We start from the raw sequence: 25,795 nt of genomic DNA, 5'->3' as shown, positions 1-25,795 counted from the left end.
AGATCGCCCGTTTTTGTGAACTAGATAGGTACCATCTAGCTAGTAAAATAGATGCTTATCTATTTTGCTGCAAATTCAGCCCTGTTAGGGATCGCAGTGAAATCAATCAGCTCTTTTTCCATATTAAAGCCATTAGCTTCAAACCAATCGATAAGCTCTTTCTCACGGTTTTCGTTATAAAATCTGTGAGAGTACATCAGTACCACACTGTGACCATCCACAAGACTAGCACGAGCCATAATCCCTTCTGCTACCTCTTCACCAGACATTACACCCACTACAACGAACTTAGTTGAAGCGCCATCTTTAGCCGCTATCTTAATCGCTTTGACCAAACGGCCGTTCTGCGAATAGCCATCGCGTAAATCGTTAGCGAGCTCTTCAAGATCATCTTCGCTGCGTGTGCTAGAAGAGAAAATCACAGAAACCTTTTCGTTCCAGCTTTCTTTGTCTTTATCAGCACCTGTGAAGTACGAGTGTGTGAACTCTTCGCTGCTGTTATAAGCGTAAGATTTACCGTTTAGCTGAATTGGCTCAACTGCAAAAACTGAGGTACTCAGCATCATCGCTGCACAAAGAGAGACTGCACCTGTGATTCTTTTGATCATGTTCTTTCCTAACCGTTTTTATAATTTTTGGTTTATTACTTACTTTTCGTCTCAAATAAGCAACAAACAGAATAATTCTACCATGACCTGATTATTACTAGATGTCAGCTCTCTTCAAACTGGCCGACAGTAGTAATTCCTTCGGCAATTGAGCCAATAGAAAACTTAGATACGCAGCACTCACCGATTGAAGAGAAATGCGCTCTAATCAAATCCACCATTTCTTCCAGTTCAAAATGCTCTTCGACTGGCCTTGGCATGACAAGACGATCCTCTCTCTCCTCTAGAGAAAATAAGCCGCCATCCGAATCGATTAAACGGTCATCAGCATCATAAACAACGGCATGTAGGTCCTTATCATTTTCCCATTCAGATCCACTGGAGATATAAGTCAGTTCATTATCTCCCTGATACTTAATAATAGCTGGCCACTTAATCATGTTACCTCGCATGTTTCTCTATAAATGCCTTTAGTTCTGAGAGGCTACGGATCACAAAAGCAGTCTTATGCTGAGCCATACCTTCAACCTCCGCCATAAATTCATCGTTCCAAAACGAAGGCGACAGGCGCAACATTTTATAACTCTGTATACTGCCTTTCAGTACCGAACTTCCTTCTGGCCAACCTTCAGGCTTAATAAACATTCCTTTAAGCAACCGCTTAGTAACAAACCAATAACTCGTCGGATAAGGAAGGTCGATATAAACTAATGTATCGGCCGCATCTAAACGCTTCTTAAAAGCCCCCAAAGGGCCTAAGCCATCGATGATCCAACTCTCAGAAATCAATATATCTTCATGGGCTTTATCAAAGATTTCACGTGCGACAGGCTCGCCACTTTTCTGATAGAACAGTGAATCAAGTTGATGAAGTGGCAAACCGGTTACCTTTGCCAAGGTTTTGCTCAAGGTAGATTTTCCACTACCCGGCTTACCAAACACTGCGACTTTCCTCATAGGTGCTTCCTATTCGAATATCCCCAGAGGTAGAAACAATAAACCCACCGTCTAGGGTGGGTTTAATAAATTCAGCGCATTAAGCATCCCACCATTCCTAAGGAATGATGATAATTCGTGCTACATATTGATCTTGTTTGATGCTCATACAGCTATCGTCATAGGTGGCGCAGCGATTGTCAATTTATTAATTACTAAAACCAACTCTCCAGTTAGCGTCTTGCTTTAATAACCCATCACCTTTAACGACAGGTAAGGAATAATAAACAGGCATAACGACAGCAATTTAAAATTGGCTAAGTATTTAAAGTACAAAGCAGGTAAGTGCTCCTCACCAACGCCCAGCAACTTTGAATGCAGAGGGATAACCAACGAGCGCATGAGCATCAAAGCCAGCGTAGTAAAAAGGAGAACAGCAATACTTAAAATTGAACCCCAGCCAAAGAACGCCGTAATCTGATCAAAACTCATATCGAATCCTCCCTATCTTCAATAAGTAGTTTAGGCGGTTAGGTAAGAAAAGAGCTTTGATCGTTCAATTGTTTTTCTAATTCATCGTTCAATAACTATACTGACTTCAAGCGAGTATGTAGTCCGCGCATAAAGCTATCATAGGATGAGTGCGCATGAATAATCGTATAGGGCAGTGGTTCTACCTTCCATTTCTGTTGATTTCATTGGTTGGATGCTCAGGAAAAGCATATGAGATAACCAAAACTAGAAGTTATGAAAATATGTACTGTTACAACGGAGGTCGCGCAAATGAATATAGCTGCGACCCTAAACTTACCTCACCCCAACCAGACATGCATCCAGAAGAAATAGACGAAGTTTGGATGTATATAACGCTTTGGGAAATAAAAGCCTGGCTGCGAGATCTAAAAGCAGAAAAATCTAAATCTTCTCACCCCGTTAATACCGTAATAGTATCTAACCAATTAGGAATTATTGAATAATCCAATAGAAAAGATTGAAATTATTGCTCACAATCTCATTGTTTTATAGCTTCGTTCATTTAACCCAACAAATGGATGGCTTGAACAAAGGAGTAAAGCACTCATTTTTTACATGTAATTTCAGGTCTGCAGGTTCTCTTGTAACACTGAGAAAAAACGGCAAATCTATTCCACTTTTCCCAAATTTTAATCCAACTTCCGAAAAATAAGTACAGCTTCGAGTTTTTCAAATTAAGTGTAATCAGCCCTATTTATCCCGTACTTCGCCATCTTCTGGTTTAGCGTACGTCTTGGCAGGTCTAAGGCATCCATCACCGCTTTGATATTGCCTTGATGCTGTTGCAAAGAGCGTTTGATTACTTCGGCTTCAAAACCTGCAACCTGTACAGCTAAAGGTTGGGTTATATCCCCTTCAAGGTGTGAAGCCTGAAGAGTGCTGTTATCTGGGAAGAGGATATCACTGACCGACACGCGCTTATCCAAAGCATATCGCATTGCGATATTTTTTAGCTCACGAACATTACCCGGCCATTGGTAACTTTGCAGAGTGCGGAAATCTTGTTCGGGCAGTGATCGTTGTTCTTTGTCGTGTGACTCCGACGTCATGCGTACATAGTGCTCAAACAGTAATGGCGTATCTTCTAGACGATCTCGTAATGGCGGGATATGCAGCTGCGATACGTTTAGGCGATAGAAAAGGTCTTCACGGAAATCATCCTCTTCTCGCAAGTCGGTTTTAGCCGCAGCAATAACACGTAGATCGACTTTAATCGGTGAATTACCACCTAAACGTTCAATAACACCTTCCTGAAGTGCACGCAGCAGTTTGATCTGCAGGTGTAGCGGCATGCTCTCAATCTCATCAAGAAACAGAGTGCCACCACTGGCATACTCGAACTTACCGATTCGGCGTTTAGCGGCACCGGTAAAGGCACCTGCTTCGTGACCAAACAGTTCACTCTCAATTAGAGATTCTGGAATCGCACCGCAGTTGATCGGTACAAAGTGCTGGTCTTTACGATGACTAAATTCGTGTAGTGATTGCGCCACTAGCTCTTTACCGGTGCCTGTTTCGCCGTAAATGATGACATTAGTATCTAGATCAGCCAGCGTGAGGATCTCTTGCTTTAAGCGCCTGATCGCTGGCGAGATACCAATTAAGCGTTGGTCGATACCACTGGAAGACGCTAAGTTTTGCTGCAGGCGAAGGTTATCCAACATCAGGCGGCGCTTTTCGCAGGCACGTTGGATTGTCTCTACAAGTCGCTCAGGGTTAAAAGGCTTTTCGATAAAATCGTAAGCACCCTTTCTCATAGCACCAATGGCCATATCAACATCGCCATGACCAGTCACGAGAACCACAGGAAAGCCGGGTACGGTCTCCAATATTTTGTCCATCAACTCTAAGCCGGTCATCTCTGGCATTTTGACATCACTGACAACGATACCTGGAAAATCAATTTGAATATGGCTTAGGGCTTGCTGGCCGCTATCACAGCCAATCACATCAAAACCGGCCATTTGTAACCATTTTTCGGTAGATTTCCGCACCATGGCTTCATCATCTACCAATAAAACAGTACCTCTGGATGACTGATTTGGTGATTGCTTATCTGTCATTACGACCTTCTCTAATTAGTTTCACAAATAGGTAATTGCAAGGTAAACACAGCCCCGCCCTGCTCGGTATTCCCTGCACTGATATCACCATTTAAATCACGCATGATGGATTTAACAATCGCTAAACCTAAGCCTAGGCCATCGCCCATAGGTTTCGAGGTGATAAATGGATCAAATAGATTAGCCAATAGCGCAGGATCGATACCTTCCCCGTTATCTATAACCTGCAGTTGTAACTGCTGAGAGTTGCTATCTTCTATCAATTCAATCTGAAGCTCTTTATCTGCCCTACCCTGCATAGCATCAATAGCATTTTTAACAAGGTTAACCACAACCTGTTCTAAACGTGCATTATCACCTAGAACATAAAGTGTTTTCTCAGGTAGATCCAACTTGAGCCGCACATCTTCATCAGCGATACGCTGCTTGAACATCTGTAGAGAGTTTTCGAGCACCATCTGCATGGAAACCGGCTGCTTTTGTTCTGGCTTTTTGTAAGCGTAGGTTTTGAGCTGAGCAGTAATTTGCGCCATGCGTTGTGTAAGCCCATCTACTTCTAGCAAGCTTTCTTCTAGCATTTCAGGTTGAGTCATCACCTGTCGGCAGATTGCCACGTAATTTCTAATCGCGGTCAGTGGCTGATTAAGCTCGTGCACAATTGCCGTAGACATGCGACCAAGCACCGCCATTTTACCGGCCTGAACTAACTCTTCTTGTGCTTCTCTTAAAGCCAATGTCCGCTCTTCAACTTTGTGTTCTAGAGACTCATTGGCTTTCTGTAACTGGATCTCCAAACCTTTACGTCTGGATATATCGATAACTGTCACAAGGAACTGCTTAGCCTCATACCCCTGCATTTTTCGGATAGAGATCAATAGAGGGAACTCGGTACCATCACTTCTAGAACCTACCGCCTCATAACCCACCAGCGGGGAAAAACCCTTTTCACCTAATCGATGCAACACCCTCGCAATTGGGGTAATCCCATCAGAAGCCAGCAATTCCAACAAAGGTTTAGCAAGGATCAATGGCATAGAAACAGCAAACTGCTGCAGCGCCATATCGTTAGCAAAAGTGATATGACCTCTTTCATCGATAAGCAGTAAGCCAACTTGTGCGTTATTAATAATCGCTTTTTGTTGCGCTTCACTTTTCGCTAGAGTTTCACGGGTGACGTTCTGCGAGCGTAGCTTTAACTGTCTCTCTCTAAACCACAAAGCGAACAGCCCAAGCGCGATACAACCACCAAAGGAAAACAGTGCGGCATTTCTAACATTCCGTTTTACCACTTCAGTATCAGTGAGGACCGAAACCTGCCAACTTAAATCATCTAGCGCTACGGAGCGTGACAGCCATTGATCTGAACCTCGCTTCCAAAGCCGTGTAACAACCCCACTTGTTAACAGGGTTACTTCAACATTAACCTGTTCTTTGATGCTTTTGAAACGATTAAAAGGTGCAGTGGTATAGAAAATAGTGCCTGTTTGATCCCTTAAAATCACTTCGCCGGTGGAGCGTAGCTTTTTAACCATCGCTTCTAGCTCAACCCGAACTACTGCAGCGCCCGAAAATTGTGTGCCGTTATAAACAGGTGAAGACAAGAAATAAGCGGGTGATTGATTATGTTCATTCAAGCTAAATTGGCCACCTCGGTTACCCGCTAACGCTTGTTTATAATAATCTTGCCTACGATGGGATCGTTGAATGAATTCCTGCTCATCCCGCCAATGGCTATAGGCAGCCGTATTACCATCGGAATTCAAAACAAATAGAGAGGAAGAACCCGCAACAAGGTTGATCTGCTCTAAATAAAGACTGACTTCTCTAGCGATGCTCGGAGAGGGATCAACCAAAAGGGCTTTAACATCGGTATCTTGAGAGATTAAAAACGGCAAATAACGATACTCGTCTAATGCCGATCTTAACTGGGTGATAACTTTTAAAAGTTCATCAGAACCTTGTTGATGCAGGTTTTGCAGGGTCCAGTCACGCGCAAAGGTAACTACCTGCCATGTACAGACAAGCGTTAGTAATAGAAAGAGAAGCGTGACAAGCAGTCGTCTGACCATAAGTGATTAATTCGAAACCCAAAAACTCAGATTAGCAGGGGTTCAGGGATTGAATCAAACAGCAATGCCGCTCCAATCGTATTTATCTGCCTGACCTGCCTGCACACGTTGATGCCAGCCCGGCGCGTCAATCACATCACCAATACCATCAAGCGGAGGATAAGCTAACCCTTTATCACGACAGAACTTCGCCAGATCACGATTGCCCCACTCAAACAGGGTACGTGAGATCTCTTCGTCGCTCAGGTGCTGTTTTTCATACAAGCCCGCTAAAATACGTTGGCGTTGAGCCTCAACCAAGATAATACCGGCAGCCGTGGATACGTTGAGCGAGCTCACCATCCCCATCATCGGGATAATGATGTGCTGATCGGCCATATCCGCAGCAATATCACTCACACCCTGTTTTTCAGCGCCCATCAACAGCGCACATGGCTGAGTGTAATCAAATTCGCGGTAATCGATCGCTTGATCGGTGAAATGTGCAGCGACCACTTTCATGCCCTGAGCTTTAACCGTTTCGATCGCCGATTCGACTGATTCGTGCTGCCTGTTTTTAACGTAGAAATCACTGCCTTTTGCCGTACCACGGTAAGTACGGTAACCCTCTTTAGGCACAACGGAATGAATACTGTGAATACCCACAGCATCACAATTTCGAATCAGTGCTGATAAATTTCGAGGTTTATTCACTTGATCGGCAATCAAACTTAGATCAGGTTGGCGGCGTTTAAGCACACTTAGCAGTTTTTCAGTACGTTCTGGCGTCATAAAACTATAATTGCAGGTAATTTAACTGCGCGAACAGTAACAGAGTTTTTATCTCTGTGTAATAATACGCGCCTCAATTTTCGTTAAACAGATAAAGACCATGACCAACCTGCCTGCCATTATTGCTTATCAAGGCGTACCGGGTGCTTATTCACACCTTTCATGCCGCAAAGCCCATCCAGAATTAGAAGCTAACGCCTGTGCAACTTTTTCGGATGCGATGTTTATGGTGGAGCGCGGTCAGGCACGTTTAGCGATGATCCCGCTCGAAAATTCAACAGCGGGTCGCGTAGAAGAGATCTACCGTTTAATGCCGAAAACGGAGCTGCACATTGTCGGTGAACACTTTGAACCTGTGAACCACTGTTTGTTAGCGCCAAAAGGTACAAAACTAGAAGATATCACGACAGTGGCATCTCACCCGCAAGCACTAGCGCAATGCGATGGCCATATTAATGAACTTGGCATCAGACCGGTTGCTAGCCTTGATACAGCAGGCGCAGCTTCAGAACTAAGCGAGAAGAAAACGCCAGGCCATGCGGCGATCGCCTCTAGTCTAGCGGCTGAGTTGTATGATCTAGAGATTATCCGTGAGAACTTCCAAGATAAAACCGGGAATACTACCCGCTTCTTGATTCTTGCGCGCGACAGTCATATCCCTGCACTAACCAACGGTTCTCGCTTTATGACATCTATCATGTTCACAGTACGCAACATTCCAGCGGCACTTTATAAGGCGCTGGGCGGTTTCTCTACCAATGGCGTTAACATGTTGAAACTAGAGAGCTACATGGCATCTGATACGATGACGGCGACCAGCTTTCACCTTGATGTCGAAGGTCACCCAGACCAGAAAGCGATGAAATATGCGCTTCAAGAATTAGACTTCTTCGCCAAAGATGTTCGCATTATGGGCACTTACCCACTACATCACTTCCGTTTGGAAGATGATCAGATCATTGAGTAAATAGCCCGAAAAGCGCTTAACCACACAAACCTAATTGATACTCAGCTAAACTAAACGGAAGTATCAATTAGGTGATTACATTCTGCACCAAAGTTTAATTTTGCACTGCACAAAAATTCAACATACTACATATGCACTTGCGGCTTAGCTATCAAGGACATGTGATAGCTTTCGAGCCCATCTGCATCCCATCTTCAACTCTGGCCTCGCCATGAGTTAACGCATTTTTTGCCCCTCTTTTAGAGGGGTTTTTTTATGCCTGCAGAAAGCTACTCCCCTATTCCATTCAAAAATCTTACCACCGACACTTAAACCGCTATTGCGAGCCCTATAAATTTTTGCCATCATATATGGAAAAACATATATGTGGATTAAATATGCAAGCCACTACTCTATTTAAATGCTTATCAGACACGACACGATTTGAGCTGATAATGCTGATACATCACCACAAAACCCTCTGTGTATGTGATTTCACAACGCTACTTGAGCTAAGCCAACCGAAAATTTCGCGACATCTGGCGCAGCTTAGAGAACATGGAATTGTGAGTGATAGCCGCAAAGGCCGCTGGGTTTATTACAGTCTGAATAACCAACTCCCAGAGTGGTGCCAGCGCGTAATCAACGAGACTTATGAAGCTAGCCAAACAGAGCTAGCAGAACTATTAAATAAAAGCTTAACCTCAGAAAGCTGCTGTGAGTGATAAAAAGATGACTATCAAAATTGGTATTAATGGTTTCGGTCGGATGGGCCGTTTGATAATGCGTGCGGCTTGGGAATGGCCAGAATTTGAATTTGTACAGATCAACGACCCACAAGGTGATGCCGCTACATTAGCACACCTTATGAATTTTGATTCTGTACACGGCACTTGGAAGTACGAAGCTACCGCAACCAATACTGGCATGGTCATTAATGATCAGCAGATCAGCATTACCCACAATAGTCGTATCGAAGATACCGATTGGTCTGGCTGCGATCTTGTCTTTGAAGCCAGCGGTGTAATGAAGAAAAAGGCACTGTTAGATAAATACACCGAACAAGGTGTAAAGCATGTTGTTGTGACAGCACCAGTGAAAGAGGATGGTGTACTTAACCTAGTCATGGGTATCAACCACCAGCTGTATATGCCGGGTGAATTTCCAATTGTCACTGCAGCATCCTGCACGACTAACTGTCTTGCTCCCGTTGTTAAAGTTGTACACGAAAAACTTGGCATCAAACACGGCTCAATGACCACGATTCACGACATCACGAACACACAAACGATCTTGGATGCGCCGCATAAAGATCTTAGACGTGCACGTGCTTGTGGTATGAGCCTTATCCCAACAACAACGGGATCTGCCAAAGCGATTACTCAAATTTTCCCTGAGCTTACCGGTAAGCTAAACGGCCATGCCGTGCGTATTCCTTTAGCGAATGCTTCGCTAACCGATATGGTTTTCGAACTTGAACGTGAAACAACGGAAGCTGAAGTAAATGCCTTATTTGCTGAAGCTGCTGAAAACTCCTTAAAAGGTATTCTTGGTTACGAAGAGCGTCCGCTAGTTTCTATCGACTACCGTACTGACCCGCGCTCCAGCATTATTGACGCCCTATCCACCATGGTTGTGAATGGCACTCAGTTGAAGCTATACGCTTGGTACGACAACGAATGGGGCTACGTAAACCGTACTGCCGAATTAGCTAAATATATCGCGATTGATTGTGAAAAATGAGTAATCTTGCCAACAGTGCCATCCGGCAATACATGGTCGTTACCAGTAATTACTGGGCCTTTACCTTAACGGATGGCGCGTTGCGCATGTTAGTTGTACTGCACTTCCACCAGCTTGGATACGGTGCACTCAGCATTGCGCTGCTGTTTTTGTTTTATGAATTCTTCGGAGTTGTCACCAATCTATTTGGAGGATGGCTAGGCGCAAGAATTGGTTTAAACAAAACCATGAATATAGGGCTATCTTTGCAGATCATCGCCCTACTCATGCTAACACTGCCAACAGATTACTTAAGCATGGCGTGGGTGATGGCCGCTCAAGCCCTCTCTGGTATAGCTAAAGATCTGAATAAGATGAGTGCTAAAAGTGCGATTAAATCACTCGTTGATGAAAGCGCACAAAGCACACTATTTAAGTGGGTAGCTATTCTTACAGGCTCTAAGAATGCACTGAAAGGTGTAGGCTTTTTCTTGGGCGGGGCTTTGCTCCACCTTGTCGGCTTCCAAGGCGCCATGTGGATCATGCTTATCGGCTTGATCATTGTACTTTGTTGCAGTCTGATATTGCTGACTAAGAGCCTCGGGGTATCCAAATCTAAACCGAAATTCACAGAGGTTTTCTCTAAAAATAGAGCGATCAATATCCTCTCGGCAGCACGGATGTTTCTGTTTGCCTCCAGAGATATCTGGTTTGTGGTTGCTTTACCGGTTTACCTTAGTGAAACCATCGGTTGGGATTTTTGGATAGTTGGCAGCGTGATAGCAGGTTGGGTCATCATGTATGGCTTTATTCAGTCTATTGCGCCAAGCATTACCGGTAAAAAATCGAAAACACCGCCTAGCGGCCGTAGTGCTGCACTGTGGGCAGGCATACTCTGCTTTATACCAGCGTTGTTCGCATTAAGCCTAGGCACTAATGAAGTATGGGTTCTACTGGTGGGCTTAGGCATTTTCGGAACTGTCTTCGCTCTAAATAGCTCGCTTCATAGCTACTTAATAGTTAGCTATGCACGTAAAGACGGCACTTCTCTCGATGTAGGTTTTTACTATATGGCCAATGCGATGGGACGCTTGATCGGGACAGTGCTTTCCGGTGCTGTATTCCAGCTATGGGGGCTAGAAGCCTGCTTGTACTTCTCATCCTTAATGCTCTTGATAGCGGCGATTATCTCGCTATGGCTACCTAAAGCAGCAACTACTCAGACTGCCGCTTCAGTTTGAGTAGTTGCACTAAATTGCAGTTTTAAACACCGGCTCTGATATAACCAGCTAAACTTATTAAACCAATCACAAACAGATTTGCGGCATTATTCGAATAAGCCATGCGAGGGCTAGGCGAATGCAACCGACAGCTAAAGTCTCAGATTATTGTGACGTTTTTTTAGCATTGACGGAACAACGCGATCAACAAGCGCTTAATCAGCTATTGATCAAAACGTGCTTAGAGTTGTTCCCGTTGCATCACTTCTGGCTGTATAACTACGCGAACTTTGATCAATCGACCGAAAAACTTATAGCTAGTAGCGAAAGCTCCAATGAGCTTGCAGCATCACTCGCGATCCCTCAGCATATTCAGCATTTAGAGCCGCACAAGCCCACACGTTATATGCGCGAAGAGGGCTATAGATATTACAGCTTTAAAATTCTGCACTCTCAAAATGGCGTTCTTATAACCAATATAGAAGACACTAGTGACTTGATGCATGACGTGATCACTAAGTTAGTCTCTGTATACGCCAACCAGCGCTTTTTTATGTTCTCTGCTATGAACGATGCCCTGACTGGCCTATATAACCGTCAGGCCTTTGACCAGCAGATGGAAACTATTCTTTTAAAGCAGCAATCCCAACGACGCAAAAACGATAAATCAGCAGAACCCTATTGTTTTGCCCTCTTGGATATCGACCACTTTAAACAGGTTAACGACAACTTTGGCCACCTATTTGGTGATGAGGTTTTATTAGTTCTTTCCCAGCAGATGCAAAGTGCCTTTCGGGATGAAGATTTGATGTTTCGCTACGGAGGGGAAGAATTTGCGCTAGTACTCAAAGATATCTCATTAGAGTCTGCCTTGAAGGTACTTGAACGATTCCGCACGCAAATTGCCCAAACCAGTTTTCCACAGATAGGCCAAGTGACATTGAGTATTGGGATAACAGAGATCACGGAGGGTCTGTCGCTTCCTGCCTTAATCGATCATGCCGATCAGGCACTCTACTTTGCTAAAGAGCATGGACGAAATCAGGTTCACAGTTATGAAATGCTTCTAAACAGTGGATTCCTCACCCCTCCTAGTGAGCATGAGGGCGATATAGAACTGTTTTAGCCGTGTAATTGATTCGATATAACTTAAAACGAAGTCTACAGTCATTTAAATCATTTTAAATATACCTACTTAAGTAGTATATTCCGCGCTTTATTCAAACAGCCAGATAGATCCTAGCTGCTTGTCTTCTCCAATATTGAAACCATTACCCATGGTCTCTAATAGGATACAGTTAATGAATAACTCTTCCCCTCTTGCGTTACTGCCTTTAGGGCTGTTTTTAGCTCTGTTTATCGGCAGCGGAATTTACTATCAAGCTCAAGGAACAGAGTTCGCCTTCTATCAAATATCAGCGCCCGTCGCGATTATTCCAGCGGTGGTCCTTTCACTTCTTTTAACTCAAGGCACGCTCAACGAGCGTCTCGAAATATTTATTAAAGGCATTGGCGATCAGACCATTATCACTATGGTTGTCGTCTTCCTTTTGGCAGGAGCTTTTGCTTCTGTGGTAAAGGCAATTGGCGGCGTTGATGCAACGGTAAATCTTGGCCTTAACTATATATCTGAGTGGTTGCTGCTCCCTGGTATCTTTGCGATTGCAGCATTTATTGCTACCTCGATGGGTACATCCATGGGTACCATTGCAGCAGTAGCCCCTGTTGCTGTTGGTATTACTGAAGCTAGTGACCTTCCTCTGCTGCTCACTGTAGGCGCTGTTGTTGGCGGTGCTATGTTTGGCGATAACCTATCGATTATTTCGGATACAACTATCGCAGCCACTCGAACTCAAGGCTGTGAGATGAAGGATAAATTCCGCCTTAATCTTCTTATCGCACTCCCAGCAGCTATGGTAACTATGGTCGTTCTCGCGCTTCAAAGCAGTACTGCTGGTGTATCTGAACAAAGTTATGAGTTAATCAAAGTTGCGCCATATCTAACAGTACTGATTCTCGCTATTGCAGGCCTGAACGTCATGTTAGTGCTACTGGTTGGTATTGTCTTAGCGGGTGCTGTTGGCTTTATAACCGCGCCAGATTACAGCATTGCTATGCTATCAAAGCAGATCTATGACGGTTATACCGGCATGCAGGAGATAATGATTCTGTCTATGTTGATTGGCGGTCTTGGTGCACTGATTAAACATCAAGGTGGATTAAACTTTATAGCCTCAGCGATTGAAAAACTAACAGGAAAAAGTGGCGGCAAAAAGGCTGGAGAATTCAGTATTGCAGCTAGCGTAGCGGCAACCAACCTATGTACGGCCAACAATACGGTATCTATCGTTATTGCCGGTTCATTAGCAAAAGATATCGCGCAACGCTACGGCGTTAATGCTAAACGTTCTGCCAGCCTGATGGATATTGTCTCTTGTGTGGTACAGGGCATCATCCCTTGGGGTGCTCAGATACTATTAGCCTCCTCGATCGCGAAAGTATCACCACTAGAATTAGTCACCTCAATTCAATACTGCTGGTTCTTAGGCTTAGCTGCAATTATTTCTATCCTAATTTCACGCCCGGGTTATAAATAACCTAAGCACAAATAAATCCTAGCAATAAAAAAGGGAGCTCTACGCTCCCTTTCTTTATCTTGGCAAACTATTTACCTTGCTCCTGCCTTTCCCAGCGTAAACGCATTTTCTCCAACACGCGCGCCACCGCGGCAAAACCAAAGCTCGCGGTCACACAGGTCGATGCACCAAAGCCACCCGCACAATCGAGTCGGGTATTACCATCGGTTATGCTCTTTTGCGCACAGACGGAACCATCAGGTTGCGGATACACCAACTGCTCAGTGGAATAAACGCAATCGACAGAAAATCGTCTGCCGCTTTTACTGAATCGATAGTGTCTACGTAGGAAAGAGCGCACTTTAGCCGCGAGCGGGTCATGATTGGTTTTCGCTAAATCACAGATATCAATCTTGGTAGGATCAGTCTGGCCACCAGCACCACCGACTGTGATAATCGGAATCTTGCGATAGCTACAATGGGCAATTAAAGCCGCTTTCTCTTTAACGCTATCAATCGCATCAATGACATAGTCGAACTCATTGGTAATCAGTTCTGGAATGTTTTCCCGTGTAATAAAATCTTCGATCTCATTGACTTCACATTCAGGATTAATCAGCTTAATTCGCTCGGCCATAGCTTCGGTCTTCGATCGACCCACATTACCGTCTACAGCATGAATCTGACGGTTTGTGTTGGTAATGCAGATATCATCCAGATCAATCAGTGTGATCTTACCAATTGCCGTTCGGGCTAAGGCTTCTGCCACCCAAGAGCCAACGCCACCAATACCAATCACACAAATATGAGATTGGCGGAACATATCAACCACGTCCGTACCATATAGACGGCGAGTTCCACCAAAACGATTTTCAAAACCAGATGACAACGTAACCTACCTCTATCGCTTTAAAACGAAATTAAAATTCGTCTTCAGTAATTTCGGTCAAAATCACATGACCGCATTTAGCACATTTACCTTCGATAAATATGATGTCGTTAAGTTCGTATTCCTCAGGTTCAACCATACCAAGATTCACTTCTTGGCAGTTGTCGCACCATGTTTGCTCTAGAAAGGCTTTTTTCTCATCTGCATCGCGTGATTCAAAATCGCGTTCTATACGTTCACCTTCGCTCATTTTTGTGCCTTATCTTTTTCAGGTAATTTCGGCCAAGAAAGACTCTCTGGCCGATCAAAATGTTCTTTAATAATATCCCAAGCCTCTTGATCAAAATGATCGCCTTGCTCTGGATAGCTCTTATAAGTATACCGCTCACCACCATAACTAAATGCTAAAGAGTATGCGTGCAGATAGGTACGGTCTGATAACTCACCACCGTAGGTATTATCCCCCAAAATAGGCGCGCCTTCACTTTTAAGCGCCACCCTAATTTGGTGGGTTTTACCTGTGGTTGGTTTGAGTAAAAACAGCCTAAAGCCAGGCTTAAGAGAGCAGCTAAAAAACTGGGTCACTGCTGGATTTTGACAGTTTTTTACAAGTTTCCAACCACCGCGTCTCGCTTTCTCCATATCCCCCATAATAAGTCCTTGCTTACGCTTTGGCTTATTAGCAGAGATAGCTAGGTAGTATTTCGAAACTTCACGGTTTTTAAACTGATCAGCGAGTGTTTTGGCAGCTTCGGTATTCTTAGCGAATACCATAAGGCCAGATGTAATTTTATCTAAACGGTGCACCAGAAAGATCTGCTCTAAATCTAGCTGTTGCTGCAACATCATGGTAAAGCCTGCTTCTTCTTGATCTTTATGCACACTGATTCCTGCAGGTTTAACCACCACAACAAAATCACTGGTTTGATCAATTATTTGAAACACAGAATTTCCCGCCAAAAAGTCGCGATCATGCGGGAGTTAAGGAGATATTTCAAGGGGCGAAAAAGAACATTCCGCCCCAGAGGCGATAATCTATTTTGGCTTATAGCTTATCAATGTGTTTAAGCAGTTTATTGACTTTATCCGTATAGATATGAAAGACCAAGCTGCGTTCAGAATCTGGTTCTTTGAAATAACGCACTTCTAGGCAAGCTACATTTTCTTCTTCAAACTTAGCAGCAATGAAGCGTTGATCCGATTTTTTGATGTTAAGAAATTTTACGCCATCAGATACCAGTATCAGGCGCTTGCCTGAAACAGCGATAAATCCCTTATACCACTCACGCCCTAAAACCTTACCTTTTTCATTGAGGTGGGTAACGGTATAGCGAACATTGTTGGCTTTGACTTTGATCTCTTCTTTTTCAAGCTTAGCGTGTAATTTGTCTGTCAGATGCTTGCTACCCATAATGACCTCCTAGCCATAATGACCTGCGAAAGAGTACCTAAATTGAATACCCTTATTTTCGCATTACGCACCTGCAAAAATAATGAACAATATATGAAGAGTTGGTTTAAGAGCTGATTAATTACAGCCCTGTAACCTCTTTAACGAAAGGAATTGTGATTTTGCGCTGAGCACTCAGAGATGCGCGATCCAACGTGTCTAGTAAACAGGCTAAATCGTTCATATTGCGGCTGGCATGGTGAAGTAAAAAGCGAGCGACTTCATCTGAAAACTGCAATCCGCGAGCACTCGCTTTCGCCTTAATCGCAGTTAATTTCACTTCATCATTAAGCGCTTGCACCTGAAATACCATGCCCCAACTGAGTCGGGATGCTAAATCAGGCAGGTTGATACCAAGGTGACGTGGCGCAGCTGTCGAAGCGATGATCAGTGTATTTCCCTGCTCGCGGATACGATTAAAGAAGTGGAAAAGCGCCTCTTCCCAAGCTTTATTACCAGCAACAGACTCTATGCCATCGATACAAACTAGATCGAGATATTCCATCCCTTCTAAAATACCACCACCCATCTGTTTTAATTCATCTAGGGGGAGATAAGCCGCACTGCGTCCTACAGGATCGGCTTCATGACATACCGCTTGGAGTAGATGAGTACAACCAACACCTTCACTACCCCAAATGTAAGTAAACTGCTCACCATTACCGTTTGCGGCCGCCTTTAAACTCGCGCAAACCAGCTCATTGCCTTGAGCGTAATAATTCTCAAAACGAGCATCATCTCGGAGACTAACCGATAGAGGTAATTGGAATGGTTGTTTACTTGTCATTAACTACTGGTTCGACTTGTTCTAACGCTTGATCTTCTTCTGAGCCGTACAATGTACTGCCTTTGTAACCTTCATGCAGATGCCGTAATAGCACCATAATAACAGCTGCAACTGGCAGAGCTAAAAGCACCCCAACAAATCCGAACAGCTGTCCGCCCGCCATGATAGCAAAAATTACCGCAACAGGGTGTAATCCAATACGGTCACCTACTAATAATGGCGTAAGTAACATCCCTTCAAGCATCTGGCCAATGATAAAGACTACGCCAACGTAGCCTAAAACCATTGGATCTTGGAATTGCATAAATGCAGCAACACCTGCCACTGCAATACCGATGATGAATCCCATGTAAGGAACAATACTAGCAAGGCCCGCGATCATACCAACCAATAGCGCTAGATCAAGCCCTACGATCCATAAACCTACTGCATAAACAATTCCCAATGCGACCATGACTAAAAGCTGGCCTTTCATAAATGCGCCAAGTACCTCATCACACTCACTGGCCCACAAAGAAACTTTAGGCTCTACATTGCGTGGTAACAGGCGTTTAACCTTGGCAATCATTACATCCCAGTCGCGTAACAAATAGAATGTAACCACGGGAATCAATACTAAATTAGCCACCCACGCCACAATCGCCAAACCAGATCGCGTAATGCCACCTAACAACTGGCTCATAATATCGCCAGTTTTTTGCAAATCACCAATCAAAACATCTTTAACATTGGCAAAGCCAAACTCAGTTGGCTCCAAACTGAATGTTGCTAATATCCAAGGGAATATCTGTTCTTCAAATAGCTGTATCGCCTGCGGTATACGAGCTAGCAATGTCTGTATTTGATGCCCTAGTTGCGGAAGTAATAACAGGAACATCATCGCCACTAAAGCCGTCATACCGATAAACACAATAATGACAGACCCTGTACGGGACATACCTAAGTCTTCTAATCGATCGGCAATAGGATCAGACAAATAAGCAAACAATGCCCCGACCAAAAACGGTGAAAGAATTGGAGAAAGTAGATACACCAAACCGCCCAATACGACGGCAAGTATTAAGAAAAACCAACGTTGTGATTCAGTCATTTATTGTTCCTGCTATCCTTGCCAGCGGTAGATCATTACCGCAGAACCATCTTGATTTCTAAGACTATCGAGCGCCTGCAATTGCGGCTCTAGGGCGATAGCTTGGCGCAATTGCTCTTCACTGCCATCTAACTCAAGTCTTACTGTAATTTGATTGCCTATTGCTTGTTCAATTTTTACCTGACTAACAACAGATAACCCTTTGAGAAAATCGATCAGTCTGACGTAATCAGACAAGTTAGAAATATTTTCGACTTGAACGGCCACGCCCGTCTGGAAATGACTGAGTTTATAACTCACGACCGGCTTAAAAAGGTTATCCGCGACTCGGTTTATCAAAGCTTGAGCTACCTGATCGATATTGCCAGATTCCGCTAACGGTTGGTTGTCGCCGCCATTTATAAATAACCCCGCGACGGATACTCCTTCTGGCGTCACCTTTGAAAGGCGACCAGCAATAATGGCATCAGGATTATAACGTGCTGAGGCTTGAGTAATTGATTGATCCTGCAACACCCAAAGATCCGCAGTGGTAAGCGCCACTTGGTCAGTTAGATCGAATAAAGGAAACTGCAGCGGCAATCCACGGGAGTTTGCAGCTAACTGCAGGGCTTTATAAAAAGGATCATTGAATTGCAGATAGTCTTGTTCGCCGGATAGGTCCGAAGCAAACCAAAGCAAAACGGTAGGTCTCTGCCCGCCTAAGGGTTTAAAGCCTGTACGGGTAACTAAACCGTCAATAACCGACGGGTGGAAATCTAAAACTAAATATTCCCCATCTTCTTTAGCGATATAACTAAACTGCTTTAACGTTCTGGCTGGCACTTTAAGTTGGGATTGGATTTGAGAATCTTCGGCAATACTGGAATTGCCAGATACTTTAACTAGAACTTTCGCCAGCCCAGAACTCATTTGATGGTCACTAGGTGAAGACCTTTGTTCATCAACAGGCAAAGTCACCTGATAAAGATCAGTTACTGTCCCTGCAAAAACAAATTGAGACACTGCCAGCAGAAGCACAGCTATAAAGCTTCGCATCAAGTCCATTAAACCGCCTGCAATAATTCTATAAATATCAACTAACTTTACCATCCCATATAATTATTTCATATTCGTTGCCCAGATGAGTGTATTCAAGCGTGATAAAACGGTAGAATATGCGGCAATATTTTTCTTCCTCTTTCCTTGTACATGAAAGGTTAACTGATCCATGTCTACTGGTTCTGATAACAGCTCTCTGAGCTATAAAGACGCTGGCGTTGATATCGACGCTGGTAACGCCCTAGTTGATCGCATTAAAGGCGTTGCTAAAAGCACAACTCGCCCTGAAGTTATGGGCGGCCTAGGTGGTTTCGGCGCTCTATGCCGTATCCCTGAAGGCTACCGTAAGCCTGTACTTGTTTCAGGTACTGACGGTGTAGGTACAAAATTACGCCTAGCTATGGATCTAGGAAAGCACGACACCATCGGTATCGACCTAGTTGCGATGTGTGTTAACGATCTAATCGTTGCTGGCGCAGAACCTCTACTTTTCTTGGATTACTACGCGACGGGTAAACTTAACGTTGATACTGCTGCAGATGTGGTAAAAGGTATTGGCGAAGGTTGTTCTCTGGCAGGTGCTGCACTTGTTGGTGGTGAAACAGCTGAAATGCCAGGCATGTACGAAGGCGAAGATTACGATCTAGCTGGTTTCTGCACGGGTGTTGTAGAAGAAGATGAGATCATCGACGGCACTAACGTAAAAGTTGGTGACACGCTGATCGGCCTAGCTTCTTCAGGCCCACACTCAAACGGTTACTCTCTAATCCGTAAGATTCTAGAAGTAAGCGGTACAGAGTTGACTGCAGACCTTGATGGCAAACCTCTAGCGGATGCTTTGATGGCGCCAACACGCATCTACGTTAAGTCACTTCTAAAACTGATCAAAGAATCTCAAGTTAACGCTCTGTCCCACATTACGGGCGGCGGTCTACTTGAGAACATCCCACGAGTTCTTCCTGAGAACGCTAAAGCTGTTATCGATGTAAACTCTTGGACTATGCCTGCTGTATTCAACTGGCTACAAGAGCAAGGCAACGTTGATGCAACTGAGATGTACCGCACATTCAACTGTGGTGTTGGTATGGTTATCTGCGTACCTGCTGACAAGCAAGAAGAAGCGCTTCAGCTACTAAACGAAGCTGGCGAAGATGCTTGGGTTATCGGTTCGATTGCTGCTGCGCAAGCAGGTGAAGAGCAAGTTGAACTAGCTGGTCTGGAGGCGTAATTCGCCCAATGACTAAACGAATCGTTGTCCTGATCTCAGGAAGTGGTTCCAACCTCCAAGCTATAATGGATTCAATCGATGCTGGCCAAATTGATGGCCGCATCGAAGCCGTCCTCAGTAACAAAGCTGAGGCTTATGGCTTGGAGCGTGCCCGCAACTCCAATATCCCCACACTGGTTTTAAAACATACCGACTTTGATAGCCGGGAAAGTTTTGACCAAGCGATGATCAAACAGATTGATACATATCAGCCTGACCTGATTGTTCTTGCAGGGTTTATGCGTATCCTTACAGCCGAATTTGTTCGGCACTACAACGGCAGAATGTTTAACATTCACCCGTCACTACTCCCTAAATACAAAGGCCTTCACACCCATCAGCGTGCAATTGATGCTGGTGATAAAGAACACGGCTGCACCGTGCACTTTGTATCTGAAGAGTTGGATGGTGGCCCGCTAGCCATTCAGGGTAAAGTAAGCATAGATCCGGAAGATACAAGTGAGAGCTTGCAACAGAAAGTCCATAAAGTGGAACATATCATCTACCCTCAAGCGGTAGGCCTGTTTTGTTCTGATAGACTGATCTGGTCTGACGCTGGCGTTACCTTAGACGGTAAAGCCGCACCTACTCAGGGCTTTCAGCACGATCAAATTTAATGAGGAAACTCGGTATGCTCAGAGAAAATAAGACGTTAATTAATTCCCTTTTCGCGTCCGCACTTCTCTGGGTTACTCCTCTAGTTGCAGACACCGCAACGCCTTTTACTCCTTTTACCGCAAGCTACGAAATTGATTGGGATGGCAGCATCTCCCTCAGCGGTAGCACGACACGTAAACTGCAAAAGTCCGAATCTGGCGAATGGCTGTTTGAATCAAAAGCTTCCGCAATGTTTGCTAGCATCTATGAATCCAGTAAATTCACGCTAGAGAATGCAAAGCTAAAGCCACTCAACTATTCGTTCAAACGTAGCGTACTTGGCAAAAAGCGTAAGGCTGAGGTTCATTTTGATTGGCAAAACCAATTAGTAACAAACAAGGTTGAAAACAAGCCTTGGAAAATGCCAATTACAGAAGGCGTTCAAGATAAAATCAGCTATCAATTACTTTTACAACAAGCAGTCGCTAAAGGCGATAAAGAGTTTCAATACTCTGTAGCAGACGGTGGAAAGCTAAAAGAATATAACTTCATCGTTGATGGCAAAGAGAGCATCAAAGCTCCTATCGGTGAGTACGAAGCAATTCGTGTAAAACGCGTGCGTAAAGAAGGCAGCATACGACAGACTTTCATCTGGTTTGCACCTGAACTAAATCATCAGATTATCAAACTACACCAGATCGAAAAGAAAAATAAAGCGTACACCCTTCTTCTGAAAGAGCTTAAAAAATAAGAGCTAAACCTCTCGGCTTCGCTCTTATAGCAACAGATCAATTAGCCTATCTCAGGAATCCAGCTTGCCGGCATTCCGCTAAAGCCGTTAAACAGATCACTCTCCTGACCCTCATCTAGCAAATCCGCAAGCAAGATACGAGTATCATCGATAAACAAAACAGCCGTTTGCGCTCTCTGCCCCGTATGAATATCTTGGTATGGCTCAGAGAAGACCAAACGATTTTTCGTATCTGCAGCACCTAGGAGCTCAAAGAAATAAGGCCTCCAGCTCCAGTTAAAACCTCTATGCTTCTCGTTTAAGATCCAACCTTTATCGCTGTTCTCATAGTTTGGAGAGATTTGATTACCTAAACGATCACAGATATAGAAACGCATTAAGTGCTCAGTCGCAACGAAATGCTGTAGGTCTTCATCACTGGTTGCAGCTTTTAAAACTTCTCTCAAAGCAAGCAGTTCAGCCTTAACCTTTTCTGCACGCCAATGACTGCGGGATGTAGCATTAATCGCCATATCCCGATAGTGACTGAGCATATCTTTAACTTGCTTAGTAGTCGATTCAGGAGGCAACATCTCAGGCCTCGCTTCTGAGAAAAGAAAGCCCTGTACATAAACAGCATTACAACTTAACGCTAGATAGTACTCTTCATCGGTTTCTACTCCTTCACACAGCACTTTACTGCCAAGTTTAGATGCAAGCTCCCCTAACATCTGAACCATAGAGGAACGACGACTGTCATTCGTTCCTGTTTTAAGCAGTGTCATATCTAGCTTAATGATATCCGGCTTAAGCAAAGCAATGCGGTCTAACTGCGAAAAACCGGTACCGAAATCATCGATAGCAATACAGAAACCCTCTTCACGGTATCGTTCTACAAGCTTCTGGATTACTTCCAACTCACCATCTAGCTCGGTTATTTCGATAACAACTTTCGAGGGATCAACAGCTAACTGCTTGATCATCTCCAAAGTAGGGATATTGTCTAAAGATTCTAAATATTGCAGCCACTCAGGAGAAATATTAATACTGATATAAGTATCTTCAGGCAATGCCTGAATCTGCTGAAGGGCTTGTAATCTTACATCTCGGTCTAGCTCAATACGTTCTTTAACAGAGAGATTCTTATCCGAAAAAATTGCACCTGCAGAAACTATATTACCGCTTTCATCTTTCATCCTTGCCAGCGCTTCGTATCCCGCAATACGACCAGTTGCGGTTTCAACAATTGGTTGGAAGTATGGAAAAAGCTTAAAACTCATAATGAACTACTCTGATAAATTTTGTGGCACTTATAGGTACGGATACACATGAAAAATACCTATCACCAAATACATGCTTCACAATCATCACTGGAATAAAAAAAGCAATAAAACCAGCTAGACCGAAAGCCTTATACTACAGCCAAGAGTATTTTTTTCATCTCAAATTCTATCGATCGCACCAAACAAGTGCCAAATCAGATTATAGCCGCACAAAAAGAGTGCTCAGCGCACTATAAATAGAATAATGATGAAAAAATAATGCTTCAAACCCTTGGCTTTGCAGCATTTAAAACGACAAACACTAAAGACCTGTCACCCCTCGCTTAGAAAAGCAATAAACAGACCAGAACAACAAACTTAGAGAGAGTCTAAAGGAGTTGGCTCACCTAACAGAAAGCCCTGTAGAAAGTCGACACCTATATCACGAGCACATTGCTCTACTTCACGATTATGAACAAACTCCGCAACCGTCTTCACATTCAGACGTCTAGCAAAGTCGACAACCGTTGCAGCCACAATACGCGCATTATCATCCTTATCAATGTAACGAATTAAAGAGCCATCGATCTTTATATAATCAATATCTAGCTTGAGAAGGTATTCGAAATTGGAATAACCTGTACCAAAGTCATCTATAGCTAATCTGCATCCCATCGCCTTCACTTGATCAAAGAATTGTATAATGAGCTCAGAATCCTCTATTCCTTCACTTTCAACCAATTCAAAAACGAGACGATCACCCACCCCATAGCGCTTGATCGTTCGGATGATGTAGTTAGATGTATTCGGATTTAATATATCGGAGGCCGTTATATTGATGGAAAAGCAATCAGCTCGTTCAGCAAAGAATGCACAAGCTTTAGAGAATACAATTCGGGTTAAATCCCCATATAACCGACCATGTTTTGCCGCCTGCAGGAACAGATAAGGAGAGATATAGTCCTCACCCTCTCTTAACCTCATTAAGCATTCATAGCGGTTAATTTCAGATGAATTAACATCTAAGATAGGCTGCGCAAAAACCTCAATTCTTTCTTCATGAATAGCTTCACGAATTCTTTTAAGCCAAGTGATATTGTTATCAATCTGACGTTTTAACGGTGAATAGATATCATAGATTTGCACTGATAAGTGCTGCTCTTTAGCACTGTGAAGCGCTATATCCGCATGTAAGAGCAAATCTTTGGCACAACCACTAGATGCACCAATCGTTACCGCCAAGGCAAATTCAATTGCGATGATAGTGATTACTTTTTCAGATACACGCGCAACGATAAAGTCGCACAAAGCATCAAAACCAATGTCACGTACATGCTCTTTACAGAAAATAGCAAATTCATCGCCCGAAAGACGATATAGGATTAGGCCGTACTGCTTAGCAACTTCTGAAAGCAATAAGGCCATATCGCGTAAAAGCTGGTCACCCACCGCAAAGCCATAATATTCATTCACCAACTTAAAATCGTTAATGTTTATAATAGCTAAAGAACCCGATTCTACGGAGGCAAGATCCTCCAAAAGGCTCTGCCTATTTGGCAACCCCGTTAACTGATCCGTAATCTGCCGTCTGATCCGCTTCTCTTTCTCAATTAGCGATGTCACATCAAATCGAACGGATATGAATTCGATGATATTGCCATCGGAATCCATAATGGGTGAGATAGCCGAATTTACATAATAGTCCTGACCATTCTTTGCTATATTTCTGAGAGTACCTTTCCAGGTTTTACCAGAAAGAATTGTCTCCCACAGATCTTTAAAGATCTCAGGACGTGTCTGCGGATGCCTCACGATCGCATGAGTGGAACCCACTAACTCATCCGAGCTATAACCAGAAACTTTGCAAAAGTGATCATTAACGTAAGTAATAACGCCATTTGGATCTGTCTTAGAAACAATGGCACTGCAATCAACAACACCCTTGTATTCTTCTAGCAGTTGTTGCTTTGCATTAAGCGCATCCTGTAAGCCAGCTTCATGCGCTTTCTGTGCTGTTATATCAGTGATGTAACCCTCTATAGCAGCAAGATTGCCATGCTCAGTGACACCATGCCCTTGCTCCCAAACCCAAAGGGTATCACCACATTTCTGCGTGATTTTATATTCGACACTGTAAGGAGCACCTTCTACGATAGCTTGATCAACTATATCGCGATAATGGGCATGACATTCTGAATCAATAATTTGTTTAAAACTAATCTCACCACCCAACCACTCAGCAGCGGAATAGCCTGTAAGCTCTTTACAACCCGAAGTAATGAACAACAAAGAGCGATCGCCCTTAATAGAACGTCGATAGAAGGTACCGGGCATTCGCTCGGCTAAGGCATACATTTCAATCTTATTACTACTCAAAGATTATCGCCCTCAACCCATTAACCACTTAAAAACAATGGTTATTATTAAAACGCATAATACTATATAGAGTAAATAAAATTGTAGCAGCTAAATAGGAATACTCAGCTTCCAGCAGAAAGGGACTATAAGGAGTTTACAAGATTGCTTAGCGATAAATTTAACGATCAAAGCGCGTATAGGAATCTAATTCTCGTTCAACAGGCACTTGCCATTTTTCAAGCAGTTTCCGTGCTTTATCGAATTTTTCTTCAGCATCGGATCTTAAATGCCCAAGTGACCCAGTCATAGATGCTCGTACACGAAGCATCTGGTATTTGAACAACGGCGTTAACTTTCGCTCAATATATGTCCCACAGATCTTCTCTTGCTGCATAACCACAGAAGGATCAGACGTTTCAAACAGATTAGATTCTAGTTTTAATAAAGCCTGTACATCCTGACAAAGCTCCAACTGTTCTTGCGTAGACATAGCAGCAAGCACATAGTAGCCAGAGATAGGAGTAAAAGAAGCAATGGAAGTTGCTACTTTTCTTTCTGATCTTTTAACTGCTTGATCAATGATCATCTTACGATGAATCACAAACTGGCGCTGCATATCTTCTGATTTTTTAATCAGGACTTTATTTTCTTTTTTTAGATCAAAATTCTCTTGGCTGAATGTTCGCATATCCTTAATCGATCCCAAGGCTTTATATTCAGATAACTCTGAATACATCTTATAACCAAAGAAACCGGCACCACCGACAACTGCTAAACCAACAACTGAAGCAACACCTATCACGATAAGGTTTTTCATAAACATTCTTCGCTAAAAATAATGTTAATCAACAATCACATTAAACAGCTGATGTTTCAACT

At 43.5% G+C, this 25,795-nt stretch carries 27 protein-coding genes; 10 read left to right on the top strand and 17 right to left on the bottom strand.

Annotation, left to right across the window (positions count from 1 at the left end; genetic code table 11):
• Nucleotides 1-59: 59 nt before the first annotated feature.
• The 4 genes from ACMXYW_RS06460 to ACMXYW_RS06445 all read right to left on the bottom strand — a co-directional run bounded on the left by ACMXYW_RS06460 (nucleotide 60) and on the right by ACMXYW_RS06445 (nucleotide 2,036).
• The gene (locus ACMXYW_RS06460) at nucleotides 60-608 is read right to left on the bottom strand and encodes a hypothetical protein (RefSeq protein ID WP_415905632.1); all 549 of its coding nucleotides are present in this window, start codon (nucleotides 606-608) and stop codon (nucleotides 60-62) included.
• Nucleotides 609-712: 104 nt separating this feature from the next.
• Nucleotides 713-1,048 carry a DUF4144 family protein gene (locus tag ACMXYW_RS06455; protein WP_415898536.1) on the bottom strand — a complete coding sequence of 112 codons (336 nt, stop codon included), beginning with the start codon at nucleotides 1,046-1,048 and terminating at the stop codon, nucleotides 713-715.
• Nucleotide 1,049: 1 nt separating this feature from the next.
• A complete protein-coding gene (locus tag ACMXYW_RS06450; RefSeq protein ID WP_415905631.1) occupies nucleotides 1,050-1,565 on the bottom strand; it encodes a shikimate kinase in 516 nt (171 codons plus the stop codon).
• 225 nt (nucleotides 1,566-1,790) lie between these two features.
• A complete protein-coding gene (locus ACMXYW_RS06445; protein WP_415898538.1) occupies nucleotides 1,791-2,036 on the bottom strand; it encodes a DUF6868 family protein in 246 nt (81 codons plus the stop codon).
• A gap of 155 nt (nucleotides 2,037-2,191) precedes the next feature.
• Between ACMXYW_RS06445 and ACMXYW_RS06440 the strand changes: the two genes are divergently transcribed.
• Nucleotides 2,192-2,521, top strand: coding sequence for a hypothetical protein (locus ACMXYW_RS06440; protein WP_415898539.1), 330 nt, complete (start codon nucleotides 2,192-2,194; stop codon nucleotides 2,519-2,521).
• A 231-nt stretch (nucleotides 2,522-2,752) separates the two neighbouring features.
• On the opposite strand, the gene ACMXYW_RS06435 is transcribed toward ACMXYW_RS06440, so the two are convergent.
• Genes ACMXYW_RS06435 through trmH form a run of 3 tightly spaced genes read right to left on the bottom strand, consistent with a single transcriptional unit; the run spans nucleotide 2,753 to nucleotide 6,981 of the window.
• Nucleotides 2,753-4,141 (bottom strand): sigma-54-dependent transcriptional regulator, encoded by a 1,389-nt coding sequence (locus ACMXYW_RS06435; protein ID WP_415898540.1) that lies wholly within the window; start codon nucleotides 4,139-4,141, stop codon nucleotides 2,753-2,755.
• Nucleotides 4,142-4,152: 11 nt separating this feature from the next.
• On the bottom strand, nucleotides 4,153-6,210 hold the full coding sequence (locus ACMXYW_RS06430; protein ID WP_415905630.1) for a sensor histidine kinase: 2,058 nt from the start codon (nucleotides 6,208-6,210) through the stop codon (nucleotides 4,153-4,155).
• A gap of 54 nt (nucleotides 6,211-6,264) precedes the next feature.
• On the bottom strand, nucleotides 6,265-6,981 hold the full coding sequence (trmH, locus tag ACMXYW_RS06425) for a tRNA (guanosine(18)-2'-O)-methyltransferase TrmH (protein ID WP_415905629.1): 717 nt from the start codon (nucleotides 6,979-6,981) through the stop codon (nucleotides 6,265-6,267).
• 100 nt (nucleotides 6,982-7,081) lie between these two features.
• Between trmH and ACMXYW_RS06420 the strand changes: the two genes are divergently transcribed.
• The 6 genes from ACMXYW_RS06420 to ACMXYW_RS06395 all read left to right on the top strand — a co-directional run bounded on the left by ACMXYW_RS06420 (nucleotide 7,082) and on the right by ACMXYW_RS06395 (nucleotide 13,466).
• Nucleotides 7,082-7,948, top strand: coding sequence for a prephenate dehydratase (locus ACMXYW_RS06420; protein WP_415905628.1), 867 nt, complete (start codon nucleotides 7,082-7,084; stop codon nucleotides 7,946-7,948).
• A gap of 377 nt (nucleotides 7,949-8,325) precedes the next feature.
• Nucleotides 8,326-8,652, top strand: coding sequence for a metalloregulator ArsR/SmtB family transcription factor (locus ACMXYW_RS06415; RefSeq protein ID WP_415898544.1), 327 nt, complete (start codon nucleotides 8,326-8,328; stop codon nucleotides 8,650-8,652).
• 7 nt (nucleotides 8,653-8,659) lie between these two features.
• Entirely contained in the window at nucleotides 8,660-9,670 is a 1,011-nt protein-coding gene (locus ACMXYW_RS06410; protein WP_415905875.1) for an ArsJ-associated glyceraldehyde-3-phosphate dehydrogenase, read from the top strand.
• Complete coding sequence (arsJ, locus tag ACMXYW_RS06405; RefSeq protein ID WP_415905627.1) at nucleotides 9,667-10,890, top strand: organoarsenical effux MFS transporter ArsJ; 1,224 nt, start codon at nucleotides 9,667-9,669, stop codon at nucleotides 10,888-10,890. Before ACMXYW_RS06410 ends, arsJ begins: the two co-directional genes overlap by 4 nt.
• Nucleotides 10,891-11,008: 118 nt before the next feature.
• Complete coding sequence (locus ACMXYW_RS06400; RefSeq protein ID WP_415905626.1) at nucleotides 11,009-11,995, top strand: GGDEF domain-containing protein; 987 nt, start codon at nucleotides 11,009-11,011, stop codon at nucleotides 11,993-11,995.
• A gap of 175 nt (nucleotides 11,996-12,170) precedes the next feature.
• Complete coding sequence (locus ACMXYW_RS06395; RefSeq protein ID WP_415905625.1) at nucleotides 12,171-13,466, top strand: Na+/H+ antiporter NhaC family protein; 1,296 nt, start codon at nucleotides 12,171-12,173, stop codon at nucleotides 13,464-13,466.
• Nucleotides 13,467-13,533: 67 nt separating this feature from the next.
• Here ACMXYW_RS06395 and tcdA read toward each other — a convergent pair whose 3' ends face one another.
• The 7 genes from tcdA to ACMXYW_RS06360 form a co-directional block, all read right to left on the bottom strand.
• Nucleotides 13,534-14,334, bottom strand: coding sequence for a tRNA cyclic N6-threonylcarbamoyladenosine(37) synthase TcdA (gene tcdA / locus ACMXYW_RS06390; protein WP_415905624.1), 801 nt, complete (start codon nucleotides 14,332-14,334; stop codon nucleotides 13,534-13,536).
• 31 nt (nucleotides 14,335-14,365) lie between these two features.
• Nucleotides 14,366-14,584 carry a hypothetical protein gene (locus ACMXYW_RS06385; RefSeq protein ID WP_415884205.1) on the bottom strand — a complete coding sequence of 73 codons (219 nt, stop codon included), beginning with the start codon at nucleotides 14,582-14,584 and terminating at the stop codon, nucleotides 14,366-14,368.
• Complete coding sequence (locus ACMXYW_RS06380; protein ID WP_415905623.1) at nucleotides 14,581-15,279, bottom strand: TIGR01621 family pseudouridine synthase; 699 nt, start codon at nucleotides 15,277-15,279, stop codon at nucleotides 14,581-14,583. The genes ACMXYW_RS06385 and ACMXYW_RS06380 overlap by 4 nt, the downstream gene beginning before the upstream one ends.
• A 100-nt stretch (nucleotides 15,280-15,379) precedes the next feature.
• Nucleotides 15,380-15,745, bottom strand: coding sequence for a hypothetical protein (locus ACMXYW_RS06375; protein WP_415905622.1), 366 nt, complete (start codon nucleotides 15,743-15,745; stop codon nucleotides 15,380-15,382).
• 121 nt (nucleotides 15,746-15,866) lie between these two features.
• Nucleotides 15,867-16,571, bottom strand: a complete 705-nt coding sequence (gene hda, locus ACMXYW_RS06370) for a DnaA regulatory inactivator Hda (RefSeq protein ID WP_415898549.1) — start codon at nucleotides 16,569-16,571, stop codon at nucleotides 15,867-15,869.
• Entirely contained in the window at nucleotides 16,561-17,661 is a 1,101-nt protein-coding gene (locus tag ACMXYW_RS06365) for an AI-2E family transporter (protein ID WP_415905621.1), read from the bottom strand. The genes hda and ACMXYW_RS06365 overlap by 11 nt, the downstream gene beginning before the upstream one ends.
• A 12-nt stretch (nucleotides 17,662-17,673) precedes the next feature.
• A complete protein-coding gene (locus tag ACMXYW_RS06360; RefSeq protein ID WP_415905620.1) occupies nucleotides 17,674-18,708 on the bottom strand; it encodes a DUF2066 domain-containing protein in 1,035 nt (344 codons plus the stop codon).
• A 163-nt stretch (nucleotides 18,709-18,871) separates the two neighbouring features.
• Here ACMXYW_RS06360 and purM point away from each other — a divergent pair, with 163 nt between their 5' ends.
• From purM to ACMXYW_RS06345, 3 genes are read left to right on the top strand one after another with little or no spacing between them, the layout of a single operon-like run.
• On the top strand, nucleotides 18,872-19,930 hold the full coding sequence (gene purM / locus ACMXYW_RS06355) for a phosphoribosylformylglycinamidine cyclo-ligase (RefSeq protein WP_415894035.1): 1,059 nt from the start codon (nucleotides 18,872-18,874) through the stop codon (nucleotides 19,928-19,930).
• Nucleotides 19,931-19,938: 8 nt separating this feature from the next.
• Nucleotides 19,939-20,586 carry a phosphoribosylglycinamide formyltransferase gene (gene purN, locus ACMXYW_RS06350; RefSeq protein WP_415898552.1) on the top strand — a complete coding sequence of 216 codons (648 nt, stop codon included), beginning with the start codon at nucleotides 19,939-19,941 and terminating at the stop codon, nucleotides 20,584-20,586.
• A 14-nt stretch (nucleotides 20,587-20,600) separates the two neighbouring features.
• A complete protein-coding gene (locus ACMXYW_RS06345) occupies nucleotides 20,601-21,317 on the top strand; it encodes a DUF3108 domain-containing protein (RefSeq protein ID WP_415905619.1) in 717 nt (238 codons plus the stop codon).
• Between the two features lie 41 nt (nucleotides 21,318-21,358).
• Here ACMXYW_RS06345 and ACMXYW_RS06340 read toward each other — a convergent pair whose 3' ends face one another.
• The 3 genes from ACMXYW_RS06340 to ACMXYW_RS06330 form a co-directional block, all read right to left on the bottom strand.
• Nucleotides 21,359-22,576 (bottom strand): EAL domain-containing protein, encoded by a 1,218-nt coding sequence (locus ACMXYW_RS06340; protein WP_415898554.1) that lies wholly within the window; start codon nucleotides 22,574-22,576, stop codon nucleotides 21,359-21,361.
• 360 nt (nucleotides 22,577-22,936) lie between these two features.
• Nucleotides 22,937-24,934 (bottom strand): EAL domain-containing protein, encoded by a 1,998-nt coding sequence (locus ACMXYW_RS06335; protein ID WP_415905618.1) that lies wholly within the window; start codon nucleotides 24,932-24,934, stop codon nucleotides 22,937-22,939.
• Between the two features lie 160 nt (nucleotides 24,935-25,094).
• Nucleotides 25,095-25,733, bottom strand: a complete 639-nt coding sequence (locus ACMXYW_RS06330; protein WP_415905617.1) for a hypothetical protein — start codon at nucleotides 25,731-25,733, stop codon at nucleotides 25,095-25,097.
• Nucleotides 25,734-25,795: the final 62 nt, after the last annotated feature.

Source organism: Neptuniibacter sp. QD48_55, from assembly GCF_047778115.1.
Classification (GTDB): domain Bacteria; phylum Pseudomonadota; class Gammaproteobacteria; order Pseudomonadales; family Balneatricaceae; genus Neptuniibacter.
Note: the sequence above shows the minus strand (reverse complement) of the source record. Positions and strands in the feature narration are given on the sequence as shown.